This window comes from Mesorhizobium sp. WSM4846 (genome assembly GCF_055811415.1).
Window position 1 is genome coordinate 50,068 of record NZ_JBVVPZ010000023.1, and the last position, 23,277, is coordinate 73,344.

The 23,277-nt window shown below is 65.1% G+C and carries 16 protein-coding genes; 8 read left to right on the forward strand and 8 right to left on the reverse strand.

Annotated elements, in window-relative coordinates:
• Positions 1-38 precede the first annotated feature (38 nt).
• The 4 genes from AC0L15_RS19655 to AC0L15_RS19670 are packed head-to-tail and all read left to right on the forward strand — an operon-like array spanning position 39 to position 4,124.
• Positions 39-1,607 (forward strand): sugar ABC transporter ATP-binding protein, encoded by a 1,569-nt coding sequence (locus AC0L15_RS19655; RefSeq protein WP_287249950.1) that lies wholly within the window; start codon positions 39-41, stop codon positions 1,605-1,607.
• Positions 1,604-2,584 (forward strand): ABC transporter permease, encoded by a 981-nt coding sequence (locus AC0L15_RS19660; protein WP_127293490.1) that lies wholly within the window; start codon positions 1,604-1,606, stop codon positions 2,582-2,584. The genes AC0L15_RS19655 and AC0L15_RS19660 overlap by 4 nt, the downstream gene beginning before the upstream one ends.
• Positions 2,581-3,567: an ABC transporter permease gene (locus AC0L15_RS19665; protein ID WP_023798663.1), complete on the forward strand. Its 987-nt coding sequence runs from the start codon at positions 2,581-2,583 to the stop codon at positions 3,565-3,567. Before AC0L15_RS19660 ends, AC0L15_RS19665 begins: the two co-directional genes overlap by 4 nt.
• A 29-nt stretch (positions 3,568-3,596) precedes the next feature.
• Complete coding sequence (locus AC0L15_RS19670) at positions 3,597-4,124, forward strand: gluconokinase (RefSeq protein WP_287249947.1); 528 nt, start codon at positions 3,597-3,599, stop codon at positions 4,122-4,124.
• 38 nt (positions 4,125-4,162) lie between these two features.
• Here the strand turns inward: AC0L15_RS19670 and AC0L15_RS19675 are convergent, their stop codons facing one another.
• Both AC0L15_RS19675 and AC0L15_RS19680 read right to left on the reverse strand, forming a co-directional pair.
• Positions 4,163-4,612: an RrF2 family transcriptional regulator gene (locus tag AC0L15_RS19675; protein WP_027154320.1), complete on the reverse strand. Its 450-nt coding sequence runs from the start codon at positions 4,610-4,612 to the stop codon at positions 4,163-4,165.
• A gap of 251 nt (positions 4,613-4,863) precedes the next feature.
• The gene (locus AC0L15_RS19680; protein WP_287249945.1) at positions 4,864-5,850 is read right to left on the reverse strand and encodes a sulfate ABC transporter substrate-binding protein; all 987 of its coding nucleotides are present in this window, start codon (positions 5,848-5,850) and stop codon (positions 4,864-4,866) included.
• Positions 5,851-6,102: 252 nt separating this feature from the next.
• Here AC0L15_RS19680 and AC0L15_RS19685 point away from each other — a divergent pair, with 252 nt between their 5' ends.
• Both AC0L15_RS19685 and AC0L15_RS19690 read left to right on the forward strand, forming a co-directional pair.
• Positions 6,103-6,375 (forward strand): antitoxin, encoded by a 273-nt coding sequence (locus AC0L15_RS19685; protein ID WP_287241047.1) that lies wholly within the window; start codon positions 6,103-6,105, stop codon positions 6,373-6,375.
• The gene (locus AC0L15_RS19690; RefSeq protein WP_198032668.1) at positions 6,375-6,533 is read left to right on the forward strand and encodes a PIN domain-containing protein; all 159 of its coding nucleotides are present in this window, start codon (positions 6,375-6,377) and stop codon (positions 6,531-6,533) included. The genes AC0L15_RS19685 and AC0L15_RS19690 overlap by 1 nt, the downstream gene beginning before the upstream one ends.
• 14 nt (positions 6,534-6,547) lie before the next feature.
• Here the strand turns inward: AC0L15_RS19690 and AC0L15_RS19695 are convergent, their stop codons facing one another.
• From AC0L15_RS19695 to AC0L15_RS19720, 6 genes are all read right to left on the reverse strand, one after another.
• Positions 6,548-7,588: a sulfate/molybdate ABC transporter ATP-binding protein gene (locus AC0L15_RS19695; RefSeq protein WP_287249943.1), complete on the reverse strand. Its 1,041-nt coding sequence runs from the start codon at positions 7,586-7,588 to the stop codon at positions 6,548-6,550.
• A gap of 15 nt (positions 7,589-7,603) precedes the next feature.
• The gene (cysW, locus tag AC0L15_RS19700) at positions 7,604-8,488 is read right to left on the reverse strand and encodes a sulfate ABC transporter permease subunit CysW (RefSeq protein ID WP_287249941.1); all 885 of its coding nucleotides are present in this window, start codon (positions 8,486-8,488) and stop codon (positions 7,604-7,606) included.
• A complete protein-coding gene (gene cysT, locus AC0L15_RS19705) occupies positions 8,481-9,332 on the reverse strand; it encodes a sulfate ABC transporter permease subunit CysT (RefSeq protein WP_027154317.1) in 852 nt (283 codons plus the stop codon). The genes cysW and cysT overlap by 8 nt, the downstream gene beginning before the upstream one ends.
• Before the next feature lie 32 nt (positions 9,333-9,364).
• Positions 9,365-10,393 (reverse strand): sulfate ABC transporter substrate-binding protein, encoded by a 1,029-nt coding sequence (locus tag AC0L15_RS19710; protein WP_287249940.1) that lies wholly within the window; start codon positions 10,391-10,393, stop codon positions 9,365-9,367.
• A 272-nt stretch (positions 10,394-10,665) separates the two neighbouring features.
• The gene (gene pbpC, locus AC0L15_RS19715; protein WP_473496812.1) at positions 10,666-12,756 is read right to left on the reverse strand and encodes a penicillin-binding protein 1C; all 2,091 of its coding nucleotides are present in this window, start codon (positions 12,754-12,756) and stop codon (positions 10,666-10,668) included.
• A gap of 207 nt (positions 12,757-12,963) precedes the next feature.
• Complete coding sequence (locus tag AC0L15_RS19720; RefSeq protein WP_287249936.1) at positions 12,964-18,444, reverse strand: alpha-2-macroglobulin family protein; 5,481 nt, start codon at positions 18,442-18,444, stop codon at positions 12,964-12,966.
• A gap of 317 nt (positions 18,445-18,761) precedes the next feature.
• Here AC0L15_RS19720 and AC0L15_RS19725 point away from each other — a divergent pair, with 317 nt between their 5' ends.
• A complete protein-coding gene (locus AC0L15_RS19725) occupies positions 18,762-20,690 on the forward strand; it encodes an autotransporter assembly complex protein TamA (protein WP_287249934.1) in 1,929 nt (642 codons plus the stop codon).
• On the forward strand, positions 20,690-23,277 hold a 2,588-nt coding region (locus AC0L15_RS19730; RefSeq protein WP_473496814.1), incomplete at its 3' end, for a translocation/assembly module TamB domain-containing protein. The genes AC0L15_RS19725 and AC0L15_RS19730, both read left to right, overlap by 1 nt.

Genomic DNA, 23,277 nt, shown 5'->3' on the forward strand with positions numbered 1-23,277 from the left:
GCGCCGGTCCCGGTGAACAAGCGCCTTGGGAGGGGCCGATGGACGGTGCGGTTCCGCTCTTCCGCATGGAGGGCATATCCAAGCGCTATGGCGGTGTGCGGGCGCTGGAAAAGGCCGAGCTTTCGGTCACGCCAGGCAGCATCCACGCCATCCTCGGCGAAAACGGCGCCGGCAAATCGACGCTGATCAAGGTCATGGCCGGCGTCGTCGCGCCTGACGAAGGCCGCATGATGCTGGACGGAAGCGAGGTGAGCTTCGCGTCGCCGGCCGCGGCCAACCAGGCCGGCATCGTCTGCATCTTCCAGGAATTGTCGCTCGTCCCCGAACTCAGCGTCGCCGACAACATCGTCATTTCCGATCCGCCCACACGGTTCGGCATGATCGACCGCAAGGCGCAGCGGCGCATCGCGGAAGAAGCCCTGGCGCGTGCAGGCGCCGCCGACATCCACCCGCTGGCGCTGGTCAAGGACCTTCCGCTTTCAAGACGGCAGATGGTCGAGATCGCCAAAGCACTTGCCAGGAAGCCGCGCATCCTGATCCTCGACGAGGCGACCTCGGCGCTGACCGCGGCCGACGTCGCCAAGATTTTTGGCGTCTTGAAGCGGCTGCGCTCGGAAGGGTTGGCGCTGCTCTACATCTCGCATCGGATGAACGAGATCGCCGAACTGGCCGACCAGTGCACGGTGTTCCGCAACGGCCGCAACGTCGCCAGCTATGTTGCGGGCTCGAAGAGCGACAATGAAGTCGTCGAGCTGATGATCGGCCGCGAATACAGCCATATTTTCCCACCGAAGCCGGTGCGCGCCCCGGCTATAACCGCTCCGGTACTGGAGGCGCGAAAACTGTCGTGGACCGACCGGCTGGACAATATCTCGCTCACGGTCGGGGCGGGCGAAGTCGTCGGCCTCGGCGGCCTCGACGGCCAGGGCCAGCGCGAATTGCTGCTCGCCTTCTTCGGCGTGCTGCGCGGCCTCAGCGGCCAGATACTGATCGACGGCAAACCGGTGGCGATCGCCAGCCCGGCCAAGGCCCGCGGTGACCGGATCGGCATGGCGCTGATCCCGGAGGACCGCAAGACCGAAGGCCTGATGCTGCCGATGACGGTGCGCGAAAACCTCTCCTTTGCCGCACTCGACCGGTTATCCAGGGCCGGCATCATCGACCGTGCCGCCGAGCAGCGGCTGATCGACGACATGGTAGCCCTGCTGGCGATCAAGACGGCCGGCCTCGACATCCCGGTCGGCGCGCTGTCCGGCGGCAACCAGCAGAAGGTCGTCATCGCCAAATGGCTGATGCGGCAGCCGCGCATCATCCTGCTCAACGACCCGACGCGCGGCATCGACGTCGGCACCAAGCAGGAACTGTATCAGCTGATGCGCAAGCTTGCCGACCAGGGCGCGGCGATCCTGTTTTACTCGACCGACTATGACGAGCTGATCGGCTGCTGCGACCGGGTGCTGGTGCTCTATGACGGAGCGGTCAAGCGCGAGCTGGTCGGCGCCGAGATCACCGAGCGGGCGCTGATCGCCAGCGCGCTCAACATCCATGGCGAAGAGATGCCCGTTAGAGGCATGGCGAAGACGCCAGCCCGAGGAGCGGACGCGTGAAAGATTGGCGCTACTGGCTTGCGGAACAACGCGGAACGCTGCTGGCGTTCGGTATCTTCATCGTGATGTTCACGATCTACACCTCGAACCATCCGGCCGGCTTTACCGCCAATGTCGTGCAGACGGCTTCCAACAAAGGCGTGCTGCTTGCCTTCGTCGCCATGGCGCAGACGCTGGTGGTGATCACCGCCGGCATCGACCTTTCCGTCGGCATGATCTTTCTGCTGACCAACTGCCTGGCCTCGTGGCTGGTCATCGGCACCGGCATCGAGACCGCGTTCGGTGTCGTCGCGGTGCTCGGCACCGGACTGCTGTGCGGGGCGATCAACGGCGCCATCGTCATCTACGGACGGCTGCAGCCGATCGTCACCACCATCGCCACCGGCGCGGTCTATTTCGGCATCGCGCTGCTGCTGCGACCGTTCCCGGGCGGTTCGGTCAACGAGGATCTTGCCGACGCGCTGACCGGGCGGCTGTTCGGCGTGGTGCCGGCGAGCCTGGTGGTGCTGCTGGCCGTCGTGCTTGTCGTCTGGGTGCCGTTCAGCCGCTCCGTGCTTGGGCGCGCGGCCTATGCCGCAGGATCTTCGGAGATGGCAGCCTACATGTCCGGCGTGCCGATCCGCCGGGGAAAATTCGCCGCCTATGCGCTGGCCGGCCTGCTGGCCGCGATCGGCGGGCTGTTCCTGACCTTCTTCACCTATACGGGCGAGGCGGCCTATGCCAGCGGCAATGCCTATACGCTGTTCTCGATCGCCGCCGTGGTGCTCGGCGGCGTCTCATTGTTCGGCGGCAAGGGCAGCGCCATCGGCGCGATTTTTGGCGCGCTCGCCTTCCGCACCATCGGCGACCTGCTCTTCGTCTTCGATTTCGATCCGCTCTGGCAGCCGCTGTTCCAGGGCGTCATCCTGCTGATCGCCGTCAGCCTCGGCGCCTTCGCCCTGTTCAGGGTCCGCAACCGGCTGGAGTGGTTCCTGTGAGCGAAACGACCATCGCCGGCATCGCCGGCCGCATGCCGAAATTCATCCGCCGCGCCGACCCTGCGGTGCTGACCGCCTTTGCGTGCATCGTGCTGCTGCTGTTTGTCGGCAGCCTTTACTCGCGCAGCTTCCTGTCGCCGGAATATCTGCTGCAGCAGCTCAAGGTGGCGTCGTTTCTCGGCGTCATCGCCACCGGAATGATGCTGGTCATCCTGCTTGGCCAGATCGACCTGTCGGTGCCGTGGTCGGTGGCGACGGGCGCGATGATGGCCTGTGCGGCCGCCGCCTACGGCCCGCTCGGCGTGGCGCTGGCGATCCCGTTCGGCATTTTCTGCGGCGTCGCGATCGGCATCGTCAACGGCATTGGCGTCGCTTATCTGCGCATTCCCTCGATGATCATCACGCTCGCCACCAATGCCGTCGCGCAAGGGCTGATGGTGGTCTATACCGGCGGCTTCTCGCCACAGGATTCGGCGACCCGGGCGATGCGCTATCTGGCGACCGGCTTTGCCATTCCGGGTGTGCCCAATGCCGTCGTCATCTGGGCGCTGATCGGCGCTGCGATGGTTTTCGTGCTGACCCGCACCGGCTTCGGCCGCACGGTCTACGGCATCGGCAACCGCGAGCGCGCCGCCTACCTCTCCGGCATCGACACGCGGCGCGTGGTGCTGATCGCCTTCGCCGTATCCGGCGGGCTCTCCGCCTTCGGCGGCGTGCTTCTGGCCGGTTATGCCTCCAAGGCGGCGCAGTCGATGGGCGACGCCTATCTGCTGCCGTCGATCGCTGCGGTGGTGCTTGGTGGCACCTCGATCCTCGGCGGCCGCGGCTCCTATCTCGGCACGGTCGCGGGCGTCATCCTGATCACGCTTTTGCAATCCATTCTTTCCGTCATGCAGATGCCGGAGGCGGGGCGGCAGATCATCTATGGCGTCGTCATCGTCGCCATGCTCCTGCTTTACGGCCGCGCGCCGGCCAGCCGCTGACCCGCATCGTGGACGAAAAGACAGCACAAATGCAGAGCGATTGCATTCGGCCCGCGCCGGCCGTCGTGGTGATGGGCGTCGCCGGCTGTGGCAAGTCGGCGGTCGGCGAAGCGCTGGCGGCGGCGCTGGGCGCTGTCTTCGTCGAGGGCGACCGGCTGCATCCACCGGAAAACGTCGCGCGCATGGCAAGCGGCGAGCCGCTGACCGACGAATTGCGCGAAGGCTGGCTCGACGCGATCGGCCTGCGCATTGCAGGACCGGTCGGCGATGGGCAGGGCGTCGTCGCCGCCTGCTCGGCGCTCAAGCGCAGTTATCGCGAGCGTCTGCGCGGCTTTTGCCAGGACATTTTGTTCCTCTACCTGGAAATCGATCCGGCGACGGCAAAGCAGCGTGTCGGCTCCCGCCAGGGCCATTTCATGCCGGCAAGCCTGGTCGACAGCCAGTTCGCCACGCTCGAAGCGCCGGCAGCCGACGAGAATGCATTGACGCTCGATGCAACGCGCCCGATCGCCGACATTGTCGCTGACGTCACAAGCCTGTTCGAGCCGGATTCATGAGGGGGTCGCCGGCGCGGATATTGCTTCAAGACGCCAGATCAGATCTGTGACGTCAGTTCGACTGGAAAATCGTCATTGTCGGCGTCGCGCATGGCGGCGAGGCTGCGATTGTCCAGCACCTCGGCGATCGCATGGCGCACCTCCAGCATCATGTTCCGGACCTGGCATGTCGCCTCGTCGCAATCATCGCAGCGCTGATATTGGGTACGGCTGGCGCAAGGGATCGGCGCCAGCGGCCCGTCGAGGACGCGCACGACATGGCCGATCTTGATCTCGGAGGCCGGGCGGGCGAGGCGATAGCCGCCTTCCTTGCCCTTGCGGCTCTGGACGAAGCCGGCATTGCGCAATTCGCCCAGAATGGCATCCAGGAATTTCTTCGGGATGTTGTTGGCGACGGCAATGTCGTTGACGAACGCCAGCTGGCCGACCGGCAAGCCTGACAGATGCACGAGGGCCTTGAGGCCGTATTTGCCTTTTTTGGTAAGCATGCCGATTCAGTTCATGAAAACCCCAACCGCCCGCATCTGGCGGTTGTTTGTGTGCAAATCATGACGTTTTGTCGCGCGATGCAGTTTCGCGAAACAAGCCGTCCGCGGGCACAGTAGGCACAAACACGTTGATTCTTCGTGACGTTTTGGACGGCGCGCTAGGAACGTGCGGGAAATCACCTGTCCGGAGCGCGAAAAACGAAGAAGGCCGGCAAAAGCCGGTTTTCTATCGATTTCGAAGATCGCTTGCTTCAGCGGCTGCCATAGGTCTGGTCGAGCAGTCCGCCGGCGGCGAAATGCTCGGCCTGGATCTTGGCCCAGCCGCCGAAGACATCTTCGACCGTCAGCAGCCGGACGTCGGGAAACTCGGCCTTGTACTTGGTGGCGACCGCCGCGTCGCGAGCCCGCAGGCCGTTGCGGGCGGCGATGTCCTGGCCCTGCGGCGTGTAGAGGAAATCGAGATAGGTCTTGGCGAGGTCACGCGTGCCATGCTCGTCGGCGACCGTGTCGACGATCGCCACCGGAAACTCCGCCAGCAGGCTGACCGAGGGCGTCACCTGCTCGAACTTGTCATCGCCATACTCCCTGCGGACGCCGCGCGTTTCCGACTCGAAGGTGATCAGCACGTCGCCGATCTCACGCTGCACGAAGGTGGTGGTGGCGGCGCGCCCGCCAGAGTCGAAGATCGGCACGTTGTTGAACAGTTTGGTGACGAATTCCTTCACCTTGGCATCGTCGCCTTTGAAGGCTTCCTTGGCGTAGGCGGTGGCCGCTAGATAGGTGTAGCGCGCATTGCCCGACGTTTTCGGGTTGGGGAAGATAACCTGGACGTCGTCGCGCACGAGATCGTTCCAATCCTCGATGTTCTTCGGGTTGCCGGCGCGCACCAAAAAGGACGGCAGCGAATAGAAAGGCGAGGCGTTGTCGGGGAAGTCCTTCTGCCAGTCGGCGGAGATAAGCCCCTTCGAGACCAGGAAGTCGATGTCGAGGACCTGGTTGAAGGTGACGACATCGGCGCCGAGGCCTTCGGCGATGGCACGCGCCTGCGCCGACGTCCCGGCATGCGACTGATCGATGGCCGCCCCGGGGTGCTCGGCGATGAAGGCCTTGTTGACCTGCGCAAACAGTTCGCGGCCGACATCATAGGACGCGTTCAGCAGTCTGTCGGCCGACCAGGCTTGGGAGGATGCCAGGAACAGGCCGGCCAATGTGGCGACGCCAAGCAAAAATCGCTTCATGAAAACAGAACTCCAATGCAGTGCGCTTATTGCCGAACCATAGCGGCAAGGCACGGTGGGCGACGAGACACGGAGAGCGCCTTCGCCAGGCCCTCGCGAGAAAAATGTTCCCATTCCGGGCCGTCGCTAGGATTTTCTTTCACGCGGAGTCTTTCGATGCACCTAGGCAGCGGTCCCCGTGCGTTGGCAAAACGATTGCATCGCGACACTGCCTGGCATTTTACAAATGATGTATACAAAGGAGCCATCGCTATGCCCCAGCCCCGCCATTCCAAAACCCCGCCGAAAGAGGCGAAGCTGTTTCGCAACAATCGCAGCCAAGCGGTGCGCATTCCTGTCAAGTTCGAGCTCCCCGGCGAAAAGGTCTTGATCAGCCGTGAAGGCGACCGCTTGGTCATCGAGCCGGTCCGCAAACTTGGCCTCTCGGCGCTGCTCGCGCAATGGGCGCAAGAGCCGCCGCTCGGTCCCGAGGGAGACTTCCCCGAGACCGACGATATGCCTGTCAAATCCGAGGAATTTTTTTAATGCGGTTCATGCTGGACACCAACATTATCAGCGATATGGTCCGAAACCCAGCGGGCAGAGCCACCAGCGCCATCCTGCGCATCACCACCTTGGTGACCGCCAACATGGGAGAGTTCAACCGGATCAAAGGCCTGAAGGTCGAGAACTGGCTGGCGTAGCGCCGGACAGAGGATCAAGCAGCCGGAAAAAGTTTCCAGCGCCGCGGCCTGAACGCAACCCGGCTTTTCTGCGCCGCCGGATGGTCGACCGGCAGCTCGATCTCGACCCGCCGGCGCTCGCCGCCGATTTCGAGCTCCACCCGTCTGGTGCCGGCGACGCGGCGGCTGGCGGCGACCGTGCCGGCGATGCAGCCATTGCATTCGTCCACCAGGTCGACATCGTGCGGGCGGAAGAACAGCGTTGCTTCGCCCCGCGGCGCCTGCGGCGCCGACAGCCCGATCGGGCGGTCGGCGATCCAGACCTGGCCGTCCTCGACCTTGACGGGAAGCGCGCTCGATTCACCGATGAAGCCATAGACGAAGGGCGAGTTCGGCGTGTCGTAGATTTCGTCGGCGGTGCCGACCTGCTCGATGCTGCCCTGGCTCATCACCACGACGCGGTCGGCGAGCTCGAGCGCTTCTTCCTGGTCATGGGTGACAAAGACCGTGGTGTGGCCGGTGGCGTCGTGGATGTCGCGCAGCCAGCGGCGCAATTCGCGGCGGACCTGGGCGTCGAGCGCGCCGAACGGCTCGTCCAGCAAAAGCACGGCCGGTTCGATCGCCATCGCGCGGGCCAGCGCCACGCGCTGGCGCTGGCCGCCCGAAAGCTGAGCCGGATAGCGCTTTTCCAAGCCGGAAAGCTGGACGAGGTCGAGAAGCTCTGAGGCACGGCGGCGGATTTCCTGCGCCGACGGCCGTGACGCGCCATGCCGAACTTTTAAGCCAAAGCCGATATTTTCGGCGACCGTCATATGGCGAAACAGCGCATAATGCTGGAACACGAAGCCGACATTGCGCTGCTGGATCGACTTTTGCGACGCATCCTCCTCGCCAAAGAAGATCTTTCCTTTCGTCGGCCGCTCCAGCCCGGCGATCAGCCTGAGCAGCGTCGTCTTGCCGGAGCCGGACGGCCCGAGCAGCGCGATCAGTTCGCCGGACTTGATGTCAAGCGAAACGTCGTGGAGGGCCGGAAACCGCTCAAACTCCTTACGCACGTTGGCAACGCGAACTTCCATCAACCGTCCCTTTTTTCAGTGTCCGCGCGTCGCGGCGAGCTCGGCGCCGTAGCGCATCTCGAGAAGTGTTTTCAAGACCAGCGTGACCAGCGCCAGGCAGGCAAGCAGTGAAGCGACGGCGAAGGCGGCTGCGGCATTGTATTCGTTATAGAGGATTTCGACATGCAGCGGCATGGTGTTGGTCAGTCCGCGTATGTGGCCCGACACGACGGAGACCGCGCCGAACTCGCCCATGGCGCGGGCATTGCACAACAAGACCCCGTAGAGCAGCCCCCATTTGACGTTGGGCAGCGTCACGTACCAGAACGCCTGCCAGCCATTGGCGCCGAGCGATAGCGCCGCCTCCTCGTCGCCGTTGCCCTGTTCCTGCATCAAGGGGATCAGTTCGCGGGCGACGAACGGGAAGGTGACGAAGATGGTGGCCAGCACGATGCCCGGCACGGCAAACAGGATGACGATGCCATGCGCCTTCAGCCAGGCGCCGAACAGGCCTTGCGCGCCGAATAACAGCACATAGACCAGGCCGGAAATGACCGGCGATACCGAAAACGGCAGGTCGACCAGCGTGGTCAGGAAGGCCTTGCCCTTGAACTCGAACTTGGCGATCGCCCAGGCGGCGGAGACGCCGAAGACGATGTTGAGCGGCACCGAGATCGCCGCCACCAGCAGCGTCAGGTGGATCGCCGAACGCGTGTCGGGATTGGTCAGCGCCTCGGTATAGGCACCGATGCCCTTTGCGAAAGCCTCGTTGAAGACGACGATCAGCGGCAACAGCAGGAAAATGCCGAGGAAGGCAAAGGTCACGATCATCAGCACGGCTTTCGCCGGGCGGCTCTCGGTCACTGCCGCCGACTGGCTTTCGTGGTGCGGTGCGTAGGATTTGATCTCCGGATCAGCCATAGCGCTTGCGGCTCCACGTCTGGACCAGATTGATGACCAGCAGCATCACGAACGACAAAGCGAGCATGATCGCCGCGATCGCGGTCGCCGCCGCATAATTGTATTCCTCCAGCCGGATGACGATCAGAAGCGGCGCGATCTCGGATTTGTAGGGCAGGTTGCCGGCGATGAAGATGACGGAGCCGTACTCGCCGACACCGCGCGCGAAAGCCAGCGCGAAACCGGTGACGATGGCCGGCGCCAGGCCCGGAAGCAGAACCCGGGCGATTGTCTGGAAGCGATTGGCGCCGAGCGTGGCAGCCACTTCCTCGACCTCCTTGTCGATCTCCTCCATGATCGGCTGGACGGTGCGCACGACAAAAGGCAGGCCGATGAAGATCAGCGCGATGACGATGCCGAGCGGCGTATAGGCGACCTTGACGCCGAGCGGCGCCAGCAGACTGCCGAGCCAGCCGTTCGGCGCGTAGAGCGTGGTCAGCGCGATGCCGGCGACCGCCGTCGGCAAGGCGAAGGGCAGGTCGACCATGGCATCGACGATGCGGCGGCCAGGAAAGCTGTAGCGCACCAGCACCCAGGCAACGATCGTGCCGAAGACGACATTGACCATGGCGGCAATGAAGGCGGTGCCAAAGCTGATTTCAAGCGCGTTGATGGTGCGGCGGTCGGTGGCGATCGCCCAGAAATCGGCCCAGCCAAGCGCGGCCGATCGCCAGATCAGCCCCGACAGGGGAATGAGGATGATGAGCGTGAGGTAGGCAAGCGAGAAGCCGAGCGTCAATCCGAAACCCGGAATGACGCTCGGCTGTCTGAACCGCCACCCCGCCTTGGCGGGTGCTGTGGTCATGTCGTCCTGATCTATAATCTAGCTTACTGGGTCTACTGGGCCGGCTTGTAGATCTGGTCGAATATACCACCGTCGCCGAAATGGTAAGGCTGTGCTTTCTTCCAACCGCTAAAAAGCGGATCGTCGATGGTAATCAGCTTGATCTCAGGCAGTTTGGCGAGGTCCTCCGCCGGTACCAAATCGGGCTTCGACGGGCGATAGTGGTTCTTGGCGATCAGCGTCTGGCCTTCCTTGGAGTAGAGATAGCCTAGATAGGCTTCGGCGACTTTTCGCGTGCCCTTGGCATCGACATTGGCGTCGACCACGGCGACCGGCGGCTCGGCCAGGATCGAGGTCGGCGGGTAGACGATATCGAAATTGTCGGCGCCGAATTCGTCGAGCGCCAGATAGGCCTCGTTTTCCCAGGCCAGCAGCACGTCGCCCAGGCCTTTTTGCGCGAAGGTCACGGTCGCACCGCGCGCACCGGTGTCGAGCACCGGAACATGGGCGTAGAGATTGCCGACGAATTCCTTGGTCTTGGCCTCGTCACCGCCATCCTTGGCGTTGGCATAGGCCCAGGCTGCGAGATAGTTCCAACGTGCGCCGCCCGAGGTCTTGGGGTTCGGCGTGATCACCTGGACGTCGTCCTTGACCAGATCGCCCCAGTCGTGGATGCCCTTCGGGTTGCCCTTGCGGACGAGGAAGATGATGGTCGAGGTGTAGGGCGCCGAATTGTTCTCGAACTTGGTCCGCCAGTCGGGATTGATCTTCTTCGATTTCTCGACGATGGCGTTGATGTCGCCTTCGAGCGCTAGCGTCACCACGTCGGCGTCGAGGCCGTCGATCACGGCGCGGGCCTGCGCGCCCGAGCCGCCATGTGACTGCTGGACGGTTACCGTCTCACCGGTCTCGGCCTTCCAGTGGGCGATAAAAGCCTCGTCGAATTGCTTGTACAACTCACGTGTCGGGTCATAGGACACGTTGAGTATGGTGGTATCGGCAAACGCGAAACCGAGCGTGCCGAACTGGACAGATGTGGCAACCAGTGCGCCGAGCAGTTTCCTGAAATGAGGATTGGTCATTTCCGCCTCCGTTGAGATCACCTCAATCTACTGAATTGGTAGAAATTAGATGCAACCAATGTTGCTTTTTTCGGCCTTATGAAGCAATTTTTCGCCGGCTTTCGGCATCACGAAGAAATTCTTTCCACGCAACGCTGCAGTGCCGAATCCGGGCACATGAAGCAATCTATCTAGAGACAGGTCGCGCCTCGGCAATGGCCTGAGGAGTCGAGCGTGTCCTGCTTACTCGCCGACCTAATGGAAAGCCAATTCCCTGAATCGCTTGGCGCATTCTATTCAACGAACACTTTCACGCTGGCCGCGCGCCCGGCCGCGTCGATCACGGTCAGGGTCGAATAGCCGGCGCCGTCCGGCTGCCAGGTCGCGGTGCGCCGCCGGTCGAGGCCGACCAGCGGCTTACCGTTGGCCAGCCAGCGGAACGGGGCGCGGCCGCCTTGCAGCTTCAGCACCAGCGGCGTGGCGTCGGCGGCGGTGGCGCCGAGATCGACGTGGGCGCCGTCGGGCGGAAAGATGATCGTCGGCGCGGGCTCGGTCGGCGTCGCCTGGACCAGGCCGTCGGCGCCAGAACCAAAGCGCGCCAATGTCACCGGCAGATCGTCGCGCCTGGGTCTGGTGACGCCGGCCGGCTGGCCCGGCAGCGGCACGGCAGCCAGGCCGGAGCGGACAAAGCCCTCGAACAGGATCGGTGCGGCCGAGGCATAGCCGGACAGGCCGGGCACCGCGCCGGCGTCGGGGCGGCCGACCCAGACGCCCAGCACATAGCGCCCGTCGAAGCCGACCGACCAGGCATCGCGGTAGCCGTAGGAGGTGCCGGTCTTGTAGGCAATGCCGCGCCGGGCGGCGCCCTCGGGCGGCTTGACGCCCGACAATATGTCGGTGATCTGCCAGTTCGCCTGATCGTCGAGGATGGTAGCGGTCGAGCGCTCGGCATTCGCCGGCTCGGTGCCGTCATGCAGCGTGTGTGCCTTGCCGCCATTGGCGAGACCGGCATAGAGCTGGACGAGGTCGCGCAGCGTCACGCCGAGGCCGCCAAGGCCGATGGCGAGACCCGGCGCCTTGTTGACGGGCAGGATCGGCGTGACGCCGGCCTGCCGGAAGCGCGCGAGCAGCCGCGCCGGCCCGACCGCGTCGAGCACACTGATCGCCGGCACGTTGAGCGACAGCTGCAGCGCCTGCCTGATGCTGACGTCGCCCTGATAGCCCATGTCGAAATTCTTCGGCCGATAGCCGGAGAAATCCGTCGGCCTGTCATCGATCAGCGTTTCCTGCGCCACCAATCCCTGCTCGAAGGCGAGCCCGTAGATGAACGGTTTCAGCGTTGAACCGGGCGAGCGGACGATCCTGGTCATATCGATCCAACCAGAGCGGCTGGCGTCGAAATAGTCGGCAGAGCCGACTTCGCCGAGGATGTCGCCGGTGCGGGCGTCGGCCAGCACCATGGCGACGGATAGGCGAGGGCCGAGCCTGGCGGCGGCATCCCTGGCCACCTGTTCCAGCCCTTCCTGGACACTCTTGCGGATCGTCAGCCGCAGCTTCTGGCCGGGGACGGCCCGGGGCAGCACTGCATAAGCGGCATGGGCGGCGAGTGCCGGCAGCGGGCGGCGGCTGGCGGGAACATCGTCGAGCGCGGCACGTGCGGCCTCGCGCTCGCCGAGCAGGCCTGATGCGACCATGCGCGTCAGCACCCGGTCACGGGCGGCGTGAGCGATTGCCAGGTTGCGGTCGGGCCGGCGCTTTTCCGGCAGTTGCGGCAGCGCGACGAGCAGCGCCGCCTCCGAGACGTCCAGCCGCGTCGGCTCCTTGCCGAAATAGGCCAGCGAGGCGGCGCGCACGCCTTCGAGATTGCCGCCATAGGGCGCCAGCGTCAGATAGCGTTCGAGGATCTCGCCCTTGCTGAGCCGCCGCTCGATCTGCAGGGCGCGCAGCAGCTGCTTGAGCTTGGAGCCGAGGCTGCGGCTGTCGCGCGGTTCGGTCAGCCGGGCGAGCTGCATCGACAGCGTCGAGCCGCCGGAGACGATACGGCCATTGGTCGCGAACTGGCCGGCGGCGCGGGCCAGCGCCAGCACGTCGACGCCTTCATGATCCCAGAAGCGCTTGTCCTCGTAAGTCACCAGCATGTCGACGAACTGTCTGTCGACCTGGTCGAGGCGGGTGGCGAGCCGCCAATAGCCGTCCGGCGTGGCGAAGGCCCGCAACAGTTGGCCGTCGCGGTCCTGGACTTCGGTCGATATCGTCAGCGCCGCCGGCAGCGGCGGCGGAAAGGCGCGGTCGAGCTGCCAAAGGGTGGCGGCGGCGATTGCTGCGAAGCCGGAGAGGGAGGCGGCGGCGATGGCTGAACGGCGCAGGAATTTTTTGTAGAGCACGGCGCTGCCCCTCATCCGCCTGCCGGCACCTTCTCCCCGTATAGCGACGGGGAGAAGGGGGCTGTCACGGCCCACGACGGCTTTTCTGCAGCGTTCGAATTTGGCGAAAACTTCGGCGCAGGCCTCTTTCTCCCCGTCACCATACGGGGAGAAATGCCCGGCAGGGCAATGAGGGGCAGCGCCATCGCCATATTCCTGTTCGCCGCCTTACGGCGCCCTGACCTCCATCATGCCGGTCGCGGTGCGGGCCGAATATTGCGGCCGGTACATGTCCTCGACGGTTGCCGCCGGGTGGGCATAGGTGCCCGGCGTCACCGCACGCACGACATAGGCGAGCGTGATGTTGCGGTCGCCGTCGCCGTCGTTCGGATTGAAAGCGGCGACGAAACGGTCGTCGCGGAATTCGAGATGGGCGGCGTCGGTCTGGGCCAGCCAGGAAAAATTCGACAATTGGGCGCTGGAAACCAGGCCCGGATTATCGATCTCGAAGCCGGCCGGCAGCAGATCGGTGATCACCAGCCGCGACGGCCATTTGTTCTGCTCGTAGATACTGAGAACGACGACATAGCGTTCGTTCTGGGTCGCCTGCGTGACATTGGCTTCGGTGCCGTCGAGCTTGTAGTAGGTGCGGCCGATGGTGAAGCCGTCGCCGCCGGCCGGCAGCGGCTGGATCGGCGAGGCCACCGTGGTGACGACCGCCTGCAACGGGTTGCTGCCGGTGTTGGCGACGGTCAGCGGACTGTCGGCAATGTCGCTGCCGGCGATCTGGTCCGAATAGGCGCCGGCATGCGGCGCGCCATTGATGGTCAGCGCGATCGCATCATTGCCGGCCTTCAGGGCACGCGCCGCCAGCAGCATCCAGGACTCGTCCTGCGTGCTGGTCCATCTGACGGCGGCGCGTTCCTGCGTCACCCGCTTGATCAGCGCCGGCACGATCGTCGGCACCGGCTTGGATTCGGCGGCAAGCGCCAGCATCGCCGCGCCGTCACGCAGTGGCGAGCCGTAATCGGACCTGTAGTAGTCGTATGCCGAGCTCGAATTGGCCAGTTGCAGGGCGGCCTGGAAGGTGGCTTCCGAGCGCTGCGTGTCGCCATAGAGCGCCAGGCCCGCCGCCAATTGGGCGACGGCCATCGGGCTGGTGAAGGCTTCGAGCTGGGTGTCGGCGTAGTAGCGCAGATCGCCGATCGAGGCCTTCTTGTTGCGGGCCAGCACATAGAGCGCATAGGCGATCTCGCTGCCGCGATCCTTGACGTCCTGGTCATAGCCGATCGCGTTTTGCAGATTGCTCAGCGCCTGGTTCATCGCCAGCGCCGGCACGTCGTATTTCTGCTCGCGCGCCCGGGTCAGGAAGTCGGTGACATAGGCGTCGAGCCACAAATCGCCGGAGCCCGGGCCCCACAGGCCGAAGCTGCCGGCCGAGGCCTGATAGCTCAGCACCTTGTAGATGGCGTCCTGGATGCGGCCGTGCAGGTCGGTGTCGCTGGCCAGGCCGATGCCCGACGCCATCTCGTTGACATAGAGCAGCGGCATGGCGCGGCTGGTGGTCTGCTCGGCGCAGCCATAGGGGTAGCGGTCGAGCGTCATCAGCAGCGAGGGCACGTCGAAGGCCGCCGCCTGTGAAACGCCGACGCTGACCGAAGCGCCGTCGAGCAGGCTTGCCGCCAAGAGCTCCTTGTCGACGCGCAGCGAGCCGCCATTGCCCTTGAGGTCGACCACCATGCGGGTGGTCACCGGCAATTGCGCCGGGCGTACCGGGACATAAAGCGTCTGCTCGACAGCGGTGCCGTCGGCATGGGCGAGCTTGATGGTGATCGAGGCGTTGCCCGGCGTTTCAGCGATCAGCGGCACGGTCAGCGTCTGCCGCTTGCCCTTGGCCAGCGTCAGCTTTTCGGGCAGGGCGGCAAAGCCGGTCGAAAGATCGCCTGACGTGTCGATCGACAGCGCATAGTCGCCCTCCGGACCGTCGGCGTCGGTGACGTCGAGCCGCATGACGGCCGAATCGCCGGGCGCCAGGAAGCGCGGCAGGCCGGCGGTGATCACCACCGGATCGCGCACGATCACGTCGGACTGGGCGTGGCCGACCCCGTCCTCGGTCCAGGCGACGGCCATGACGCGCACGGTGCCGTTGAACTGTGGGATGTCGAAGTCGACCCGCGCCTTGCCGTCGGCGTCGAGCTGGACCGGACCGGAGAAGAAGGCGACCAGCTTTTCGGTCGGCGGGCTGCCTTGCGACTGGATGTTGGCGCCGTCGCCGCCGCTGCGCAGCTTGCCGGTCGTGCCCAGCGAGCCGTCGATCAGGCGGCCGTAGAGGTCGCGTACTTCAAGGCCGAGCATGCGCTGGCCGAAGAACCAGGTCTCCGGATCCGGCACCTTGTAGTTGGTCAGGTTGAGGATGCCGACGTCGACGGCCGCGACCATGACATAGGCGTTGGCGCCCGGCTGCACGCCGGCCACCGAAACCGGGATCGACAGCTGCTGGCGCGGCATGGTCCTGTCCGGCGGCGTCAGGCTGACGGCGAGCTTCTTGGAGCCTGGATCGACCTTCAGCCATTTGACGCCGATGGCGCGCGCCGGCATGCGGGTTTCCTGCGCATCACCCGGCCTGAACAGCGTTGCCGTGACATAGGCGCCGGCGCCCCAGTCGTCGCCGACCGGGATGTCGATGGTGCTGCCGCCGGCCGGCACGCTGGCGGTGACGGTTTTCAGGAGCTTGTCGGCGCCGATGGTGACGAGCAGCTCGCCGGCAAAATGCGGCGACACTTTGAGCTTGGCCACTTCGCCCGCCGCATAGCTGTCCTTGTCGAGGGCGATCTCGAGGCCATCGGGCGTTTCGGTGGTGGTGGAGCTGACATACCAGCCGGCGTCGAACTCGTAGCTGGTCGCCGGGCCCTCCGGGTCAGACGTCTCGATCTCGAGCCGGTAGCGGCCCCAGTCGACCGGCAGCGAGACCGTGGCGTCGCCGTCGGCGGTCAGGTCGACCTGGCCGCTGGCCACCGACTTGGTGAAGGTGACCGGCTCATAATTCCAGGAATTGCTGGAGCGGTACCATTGGTAATTGCGTTCGACCTTGACCAGCGACCATTGCGCGCCCTGCAGCGCCTCGCGATTGCCGTCGGGGTCGACGGCAACCAGGCCAAACTTCGCCGTGCCGCCTTGCGGCACCTCGTCGCCGTCGAAATCCGGGTGGATGCCGATCATCTGGCCCTGCGGCCGGATGGCGATGTTGAGCGAGCGTTCGACGGCGCGGCCGCCGGTCTCGCGCATCCTGACCGTAACCTTGGCGTCGACCAGCCTGGTGGTCGAGGGCAACTGGTCGACGGAAACCGGGAAGGTCGCCTTGCCATCGTCGCCGACCACCGGCAGGCCGGTGAACGGGGTGACCGACGGTTCCGCCGACTGCTCGTCGGCGAGGCCGAAGGAATAGCCCTTGTAGCGATCCCAGTCGCGGGTGGTCGACAGCGTCAGTTCCCCTTCGAGCGCCAGCCCGGCGGCCGGCGCGCCATAAAGGAAGCGGCCGTCGACGGTAACGTTGGCGGTTTCGCCCTGCGCGATCTCCTGCTTGTCGGAGGACAGGTCGAACTCGATGCGATCTGGCACGAAATCCTCGACCAAAAACATCTGGCTGGCGACCGCCGCCTGCTTGGGGTCGGTGTGGATCGCCACCGTCCAGGTGCCGCGCATGGCGTTGGCTTCGAGCGGCAGGTCGACGGCATGGCCGCCGGCTGATGCGCCGTCGCTGACGATGCGGCGGTTCTCGACGCCGTCGGGACGGGTGAAGATGAAGGTCAGCGGCAGGTTCTCGACCGCCTTGGCGGCGCTGTCGCGGGCAAGTGCTGCGACATGGACGTCCTCGCCGGCGCGGTAGATGCCGCGTTCGGTCCAGGCATAGACGTCGAGCGCGCCCGGCGCCGGACGCCCGGTGACGCCGCGATCGGAAAGATCGAAGCCGGCGCGGCCCATGTCGAGGAAGACGAAGTCGCTGTCACCCTGCTTGGCTGTCAGCACGGCCGGCACCATGCCGCCGTCGCCGCGCGTCAGTCCGGGGTTGAACACGGCGCGGCCTTCCGCGTCCGTGGTCGCGGTGCCGAGGATCTCGTTGTTCCTGGCCAGCAGCGTCAGTTCAGCACCTGATATCGGCTTGGCGGTTGCGAGCGAACGGGCAAAGACGTTCAGCCCGTCCTGCCCGGTATAGGTCGACAGGCCGATATCGGAGACGACGAACCATTGCGTGGCGCGCGAATCATAGTCGTCGTCGTTCTCGTCGACCGGTTGCGCGGTCAGCACATAGACGCCGGGCTTGCGCTGCGGCAGCGCCTCGTCGACCGGGAAGGAGGTGGTGACTTCCTTGTTCAGGTCGTTGGCGATGTCGAGCTGGCCCTGCCAAACCGGCTCGCCCATCTGATCGGAAATGGTGGATATGTCGTAGCCGTCAAGCTGGCGCAGGAACTGGTAGCCGGACAGAAGCTGGGTCAGCGAGCGATCGCCGATGCGAAAAAGCTTCATTTCGGCGGCGCTCATGTTGACGGTGACGACCGGGATGCCGCGGCGCGCGCCGGCCGGCAGCACGAAGCTGTCGCCGGTGAAACGGGCGGACGGGGCGCGGTCCTGCACATAGATCGACAGTACCACCGGGGTGGAGATCACCTCGCCGATGGCGGCGGGCAGGCCGGGACGGAAGGTCACGTCGTAATGCTGGCCGTGCTCGAGCCCCTCGACGCAGATCTGCTTGTCCTTGGCCTCGACGCCCTTGGGGGCGGCGTTGTCGACGGTGACGAATTGCGCGTAGTCGACGCCGGTCTTGACCAGGTCTTCGGAAAACTGCGCGCAGATGCGTGGCGCGCTGGTGTCGGCGTCGACCGTGTGGTCGACGACGCGGAAGCCCTTGCGCGCCTTGAGGTCCTGATAGGCGGCCGTGACCCAAGGCGAACTGACCAGCGCGAGGCTCGCTTCGTAGGCCTGCAGCGCCGGCCGAGCGAGGTCGCGGCGATCGAGCCCGTCGCCAAGCAGTGCCAGCGCTTCGGCGCGGGTTTTTTTGGTGCGCAGCAATTTGTAGGCGTTGAAGCCGGCGGAGGTGGCGTTCGCCGGCAGGGTCGACGCCTCGGCGCTGTTGGCGGCCGGCTGCACGGCAAGTGTTTCCCGGGCCAGTTCAAGCCAGAGTTGGCCATCGTCGGGCAATACCGAAACCAAAGCCTCGTATTTTTGAACGGCCAAGCGGTGGTCGCCGGCCTGCGACGCTTGCCTCGCCGCCTCCCGCAGCGCCGTCAGCCCTTCGGTGGGCTTGGTGTAGGCCGGGCCGGTGAGCCTGTTGCGGTATTGCTGAGCCTGGTCGGCCATCCAGGCGGGGAAGAAGGCGAGGGCCGGCGGCGCGCCGATATCGGGGTCGCCTTCGACGTTGACGACCTTGCCGGCGACGGCGCCCTTGAAGGGCTTCAGCGTGTTATAATCGGATTTGAGAAAACACCATTTGGCCTTGGGGTTGTAGGTGAAGGCGCGGCAGGCGGGATCGCCGAGACATGTCGTCGTGCACTGATCGAGGCTGACATTCTGGTCGGATCTGAGATCGAAGCCGAAATAATCGGAATTGTCCGATGTCACCACCCGGCGCGCTTCGGCCGCTTGCGCGACACTGCCCCAGGCGAAAAAGAGAAGAAAGAGAATCGACAGACCACGAGCCGCGCGCATTGCCATGACACCCCTCCGGACACTGCTTACGTTACGTCCACGTACGTCCAGACATGTTCAAGCTTCGGTCCAGCTTGTCAACACAAGGACGCGGCAGGTTCCCGCCTGCCAACGGTTTCCTTTCCGGCCGATGACCGGTAGTACCTCCTCAGGACAGGGATCACGCTTTCTTGCGGCGACGCAGAAGGTGTGAATTCCAAGCCCTGTCCATTTCAGACACTTGGATTGTGGCAATTGGATTGTGGCAATTGGATTGTGGCCCGTTTACGAGCAATTCAGAACTTCATTCCAATTTTAGCTTTGGCCGCTAGTGTAGAGTTGTAATGTCGGCGTATGAAAGGCAGATCTCGGGAGGAACCGCGCCACGGCGCGTGTTTTTGCTCGCCCTGCTTTCCGCCTTGCTATGCTCGACTGCACTGGTTGGCGCGAGCGGAAATGCGGCCGCTTTCGAGATCTTCGGCATCAAGCTATGGGGGTCGTCGGAAGATGAAGATGCCGACATCGTCGATCCGCTGCGCTATGCGGTGACCATCGAGGCGCCCGACGCCGACGAGGATCTCGCCGAAAAACTCGAAAACGCTTCGGCGCTGAAGGACGACGAAGAACGTCCGGTCTCCGGTTCGCTCGGCCTGCTGGCCAAGACGCGTGCCGACCGCGATCAGCTTGTCGCCGCCCTTTATGCGGACGCCCGCTACGAGGGCGTCGTCACCATCACCATCGAAGGCAAGCCGCTCGACGATTTGCCGCCCGACGCCGAATTCTCGGGTCCGCAGCCGATTCCGGTGGTGATCAACATTGCGGCCGGGCCGAAGTTCACGCTTGGCGACATCAGGCTGGAGGGCGACGCGGCGGGGCTGGCTGGCGCCGATTTCGGCCTGATCGCCGGTGGCGATGCCGGTTCCGGTGCCGTGCTCAAGGCCGAGGCGTCGATCGTGCGGGCGCTCAAGGAGCATGGCAGGCCGCTGGCCAAGGTGACGGCCCGCGAGATCGTTGCCGATCACGCCACCTCGACGCTCGACGTGACGCTGACCGTGGCCGCCGGGCCGGTTGCCGGCTACGGCGACACCACGGTCGAAGGCACCGAGAAGGTCGACCGCGATTTCACCGAATACATGACCGGCCTGGAGCGCGGCCGCCAATATTCGCCAGAAGAGGTCGACGAGGCGCGCGACCGGCTGCTCGGGCTGGAAGTCTTCAACAGCGTCACGCTGAAAGAGGCCGACGGTCTCGACGCCGACGGCAACATCCCGATCGGCGTTGAAGTGAGCGAGCGCAAGCCGCGCTATTTCGGCCTTGGCGGCACCTTCTCCAACACCGAGGGGCTCGGCCTCGAAGGCTATTGGGGTCACCGCAATCTGTTCGGCCGTGCCGAAAAACTGCGCATCGAGGGCGAAATCAGCGGCATCGGCAGCAACGAACTGACAGAGCTCAACTACAATGCCGGCATCATGTTCGAAAAGCCGGGCGTGGTCGGGCCGGCGTCTAAATTCTTCGCCAACGTCAACACCGTGCTGGAGCATCCCGACGCCTACGACCGTTTCTCGGTCAAGGGCAGCACCGGCCTGTCTTATGACCTCGACAGGCAGCAGACGGTTTCGGCGGAAGTCGCGCTCGACTATTCGAAGATCACCGATTCTTTCGGCAAGCACACCTATCTGATTGCCAGCGTTCCGCTGCGCTATGTCTACGACAACCGCGACAGCCGGCTCAACCCGACGACCGGATTCAGGGCGCTGGCCTATGCCGAGCCGAGCTACGACATTTTGAACGGTGCCGCCTTCGTCAAGCTGAGGGGCGAAGGATCGGCCTATCAGTCGCTCGACGCGACCTCGAAGTTCGTCCTGGCCGAACGCGTCGCCATCGGCTCGATCATCGGCGCCGGCCTTCAGGATGTTCCGGCCGACCGGCGCTTCTATTCCGGCGGCGGCGGCTCGGTGCGCGGTTATGCCTATCAGGGCATCGGTCCGAAGGACGCCGCTGGAGAGCCGATCGGCGGGCTGTCCTTCTTCGAGACCTCGATCGAGATGCGCATTGCCATCACCGACACGATCGGCGTCGTGCCGTTTGTCGATGCCGGCACCGTCTCGACCGATCAATTCCCGGATTTTTCCGGCATGAAGGTCGGCGCCGGCGTCGGCTTGCGCTATATTACGCCGTTCGGACCGCTGCGCATCGATGCGGCGGTGCCGCTCAACCCGGATCCCGATGATCCGGATTTCGGCATCTATGCCGGTATCGGCCAGGCGTTTTGATGACAATGTTCAAGCGCATCCTTCGCATTGCCCTTTACACGCTGCTCGTCCTGGTGGCGGCGGTGGTCGGTGCGCTCGTCGTGCTGACCAAGACCGAGCGCGGCCGCGCCAATCTCGCCGGCATCATCTCGACCGTGGCGTCGACCGATGACCAGAAGGTCACGGTCAGCGGCATCGACGGCATCTGGTCCGGCGCGCTGACGGTCGATCATGTGGTGCTGGAGGATCGCCAGGGCGCCTGGCTGGTGGCGCGCAAGGTGGCCGTCGACTGGTCGCCGCTGGCGCTTCTGTCGAAGAACTTCAGCGCCGGCCGCGTCGCCGCCGATCGCATCGAGCTGGCGCGGCTGCCGGTGGCCGGCACGCAGCCGAGCCAGGGTGGCGCCACCACGCTGCCGGTGTCGCTCGACATCAAGCAGATCGACGTGCCGGAAATCGCGCTCGGGCAGGCGCTGGCCGGCAGCGGTATCGCCGAGCTCGCCGCCAGGGGATCGTTCAAGGCCGACGCGGCGCCATTGGCGCTCGCAACCAGCCTCAACATCACCCGCCGCGACGGCAGGCAAGGCAAGCTCGACGCCAACATCCATTTCGCGCCCGCCGACAACAAGCTTAACCTCGATCTGAAGGCATCGGAGCCGGCCGGCGGCATCATCGCCAATCTGCTCAAATTGCCGGATGCGCCGCCGGTCAGCATCGTCGTCACCGGTACCGGGCCGGTCGCCAACTGGAGCGGCATCGGTACCTTCGTCGTCGACGGCCAGATCGTCACCCAGCTCACCGGTCGCCACCAGCTCACCGACAAGGGCAACTATGTCGAGGCCAAGGGCGACGGCGACTTCCAGCGCTTCTTGCCCGACAATCTGAAATCCTTGTTTGCCGGCAAGACCAGCTTCGACCTCGCCGGAACCGCGATCGTGACGGGCGGCGTCGAGGTCGAGCGCGCCAGCATCGACAGCGATGCCGTGCATGGCACCGCCGCGGGCATCATCGACCCCAACGGCGCCAGCGACCTTTCGGTGGAACTCGCCGCCAAGGGTCCACCAATCGTGCTCAGCCTCGGCGCCGCGGCGCAGCCGGTGACGGTCGCGATCACAGGCGCCACGGCTCGCGCGTTCGGCGGCGGCAAGGCGCCGATAATCGACATCGGCGCGTCCCTGGTCTCGGTGGTGGCGGGCGGCACCCGGGTGGACGATCTGGTGGCCGAAATCCATTCCGACGGCTTTGACATCCAGGACCGCAGCGGACCGGTCACCATCAAGCTTATCGCCGGCGGCCTAAACACCGACGTGGCGACGCTGGCGCCGCTGGTGACCGGCAGGGTCACCGCCGACCTCGCCGGGTCGGTCAGCAAGGACGAGATCGTCGTCGATCAAGGCACGCTGCGCAGCGATGCGCTCAATGCCTCGGTGACATCCAAGGTGACGCTGGCCGATCTGGCGATGACGCTCAAGATGAATGCCGATGCCGTCTCGACTGCGCTGCCCCCGCAGATCCGCCCGGTTCTCGGCGAGCGTGTGACATTCTCGGCGACCGCAACCCGCGACCCGCAAGGCTTGTTTGCCGCCAATGCGCTGCAACTCAATTCGGGCTCGCTCAGCGCCAGCGGCACCGCCAGCGCGACAGGCACCGACATCCAGGCCGACATCAGGGGCACGCTCGGCGATGTCTCGGTGCTGTCGCCGATGGTTGGCGTACCGGTCGGCGGGGCCGTCAATTTCGCGCTGACGGCGAGCGGCGCGCGCTCGGCGCCGGATTTCTCGGTCTCGGCCGACAGCGACAGCCTGACCGCGTCGGGCCGGACGGTCAAGACGATCAAGCTGACAGCGACGGGCAAGGCCGACATCGTCAATCCCGCTGCCGATGTCGCACTGACAGGGTCCGTCGACGACCAGCCGCTCGATCTCAGGGCATCTTTGGTGACGCGTGACGGAACGCGTTCCCTCAACGGGCTTAGCCTGTCGCTGGCCGACAACAAGGTCTCGGGCGATCTCGTGCTCGACGACAGCTTGCTGCCGCTCGGCACGCTGACCCTCGAAGCGCCCGACATCGGCCCGCTGGCCGCGCTTGCCGGGCAGACGGCGGCCGGCGACGTGCAGGGCAGCATCCGCCTCTCGAATGATGGTGGCGCGCCCACGGTAGTCATCGATATGACGAGCGGGTCTATTTCCCGCGGCGATCTGGCGGCGAAGACCATCGCCGTCAACGCGCTGGTCGCCAACTTTCTCAAGGCGCCGGCGATCTCCGGCACGATCAAGGCCGATACGGTCACATCAGGCGCCACCGTGATCAGCGGCATCGCTGTCGATTTGAAGCGCGACGGCGACTGGACCGGGTTTTCCGGCGGCGCCACCGTCGCCGGCATTCCGGCCAGGGCCGAAGGCAGGGTGAAGATCGCCGACGGCACGACAAGCGTCGAGATCGCTTCCGGCGAAGCGACCATTCGCGGCATCAAGGCGGCGATCGCGCAGCCGTCGACCCTGAGCATCGCCAATGGCAACGCCAGCATCGAGAAGCTGACGCTCGATGTCGGCGGCGGATCGGTGACCGTATCCGGCACCGCCGGCCAGACGCTCGACCTTGCGGCAGAGTT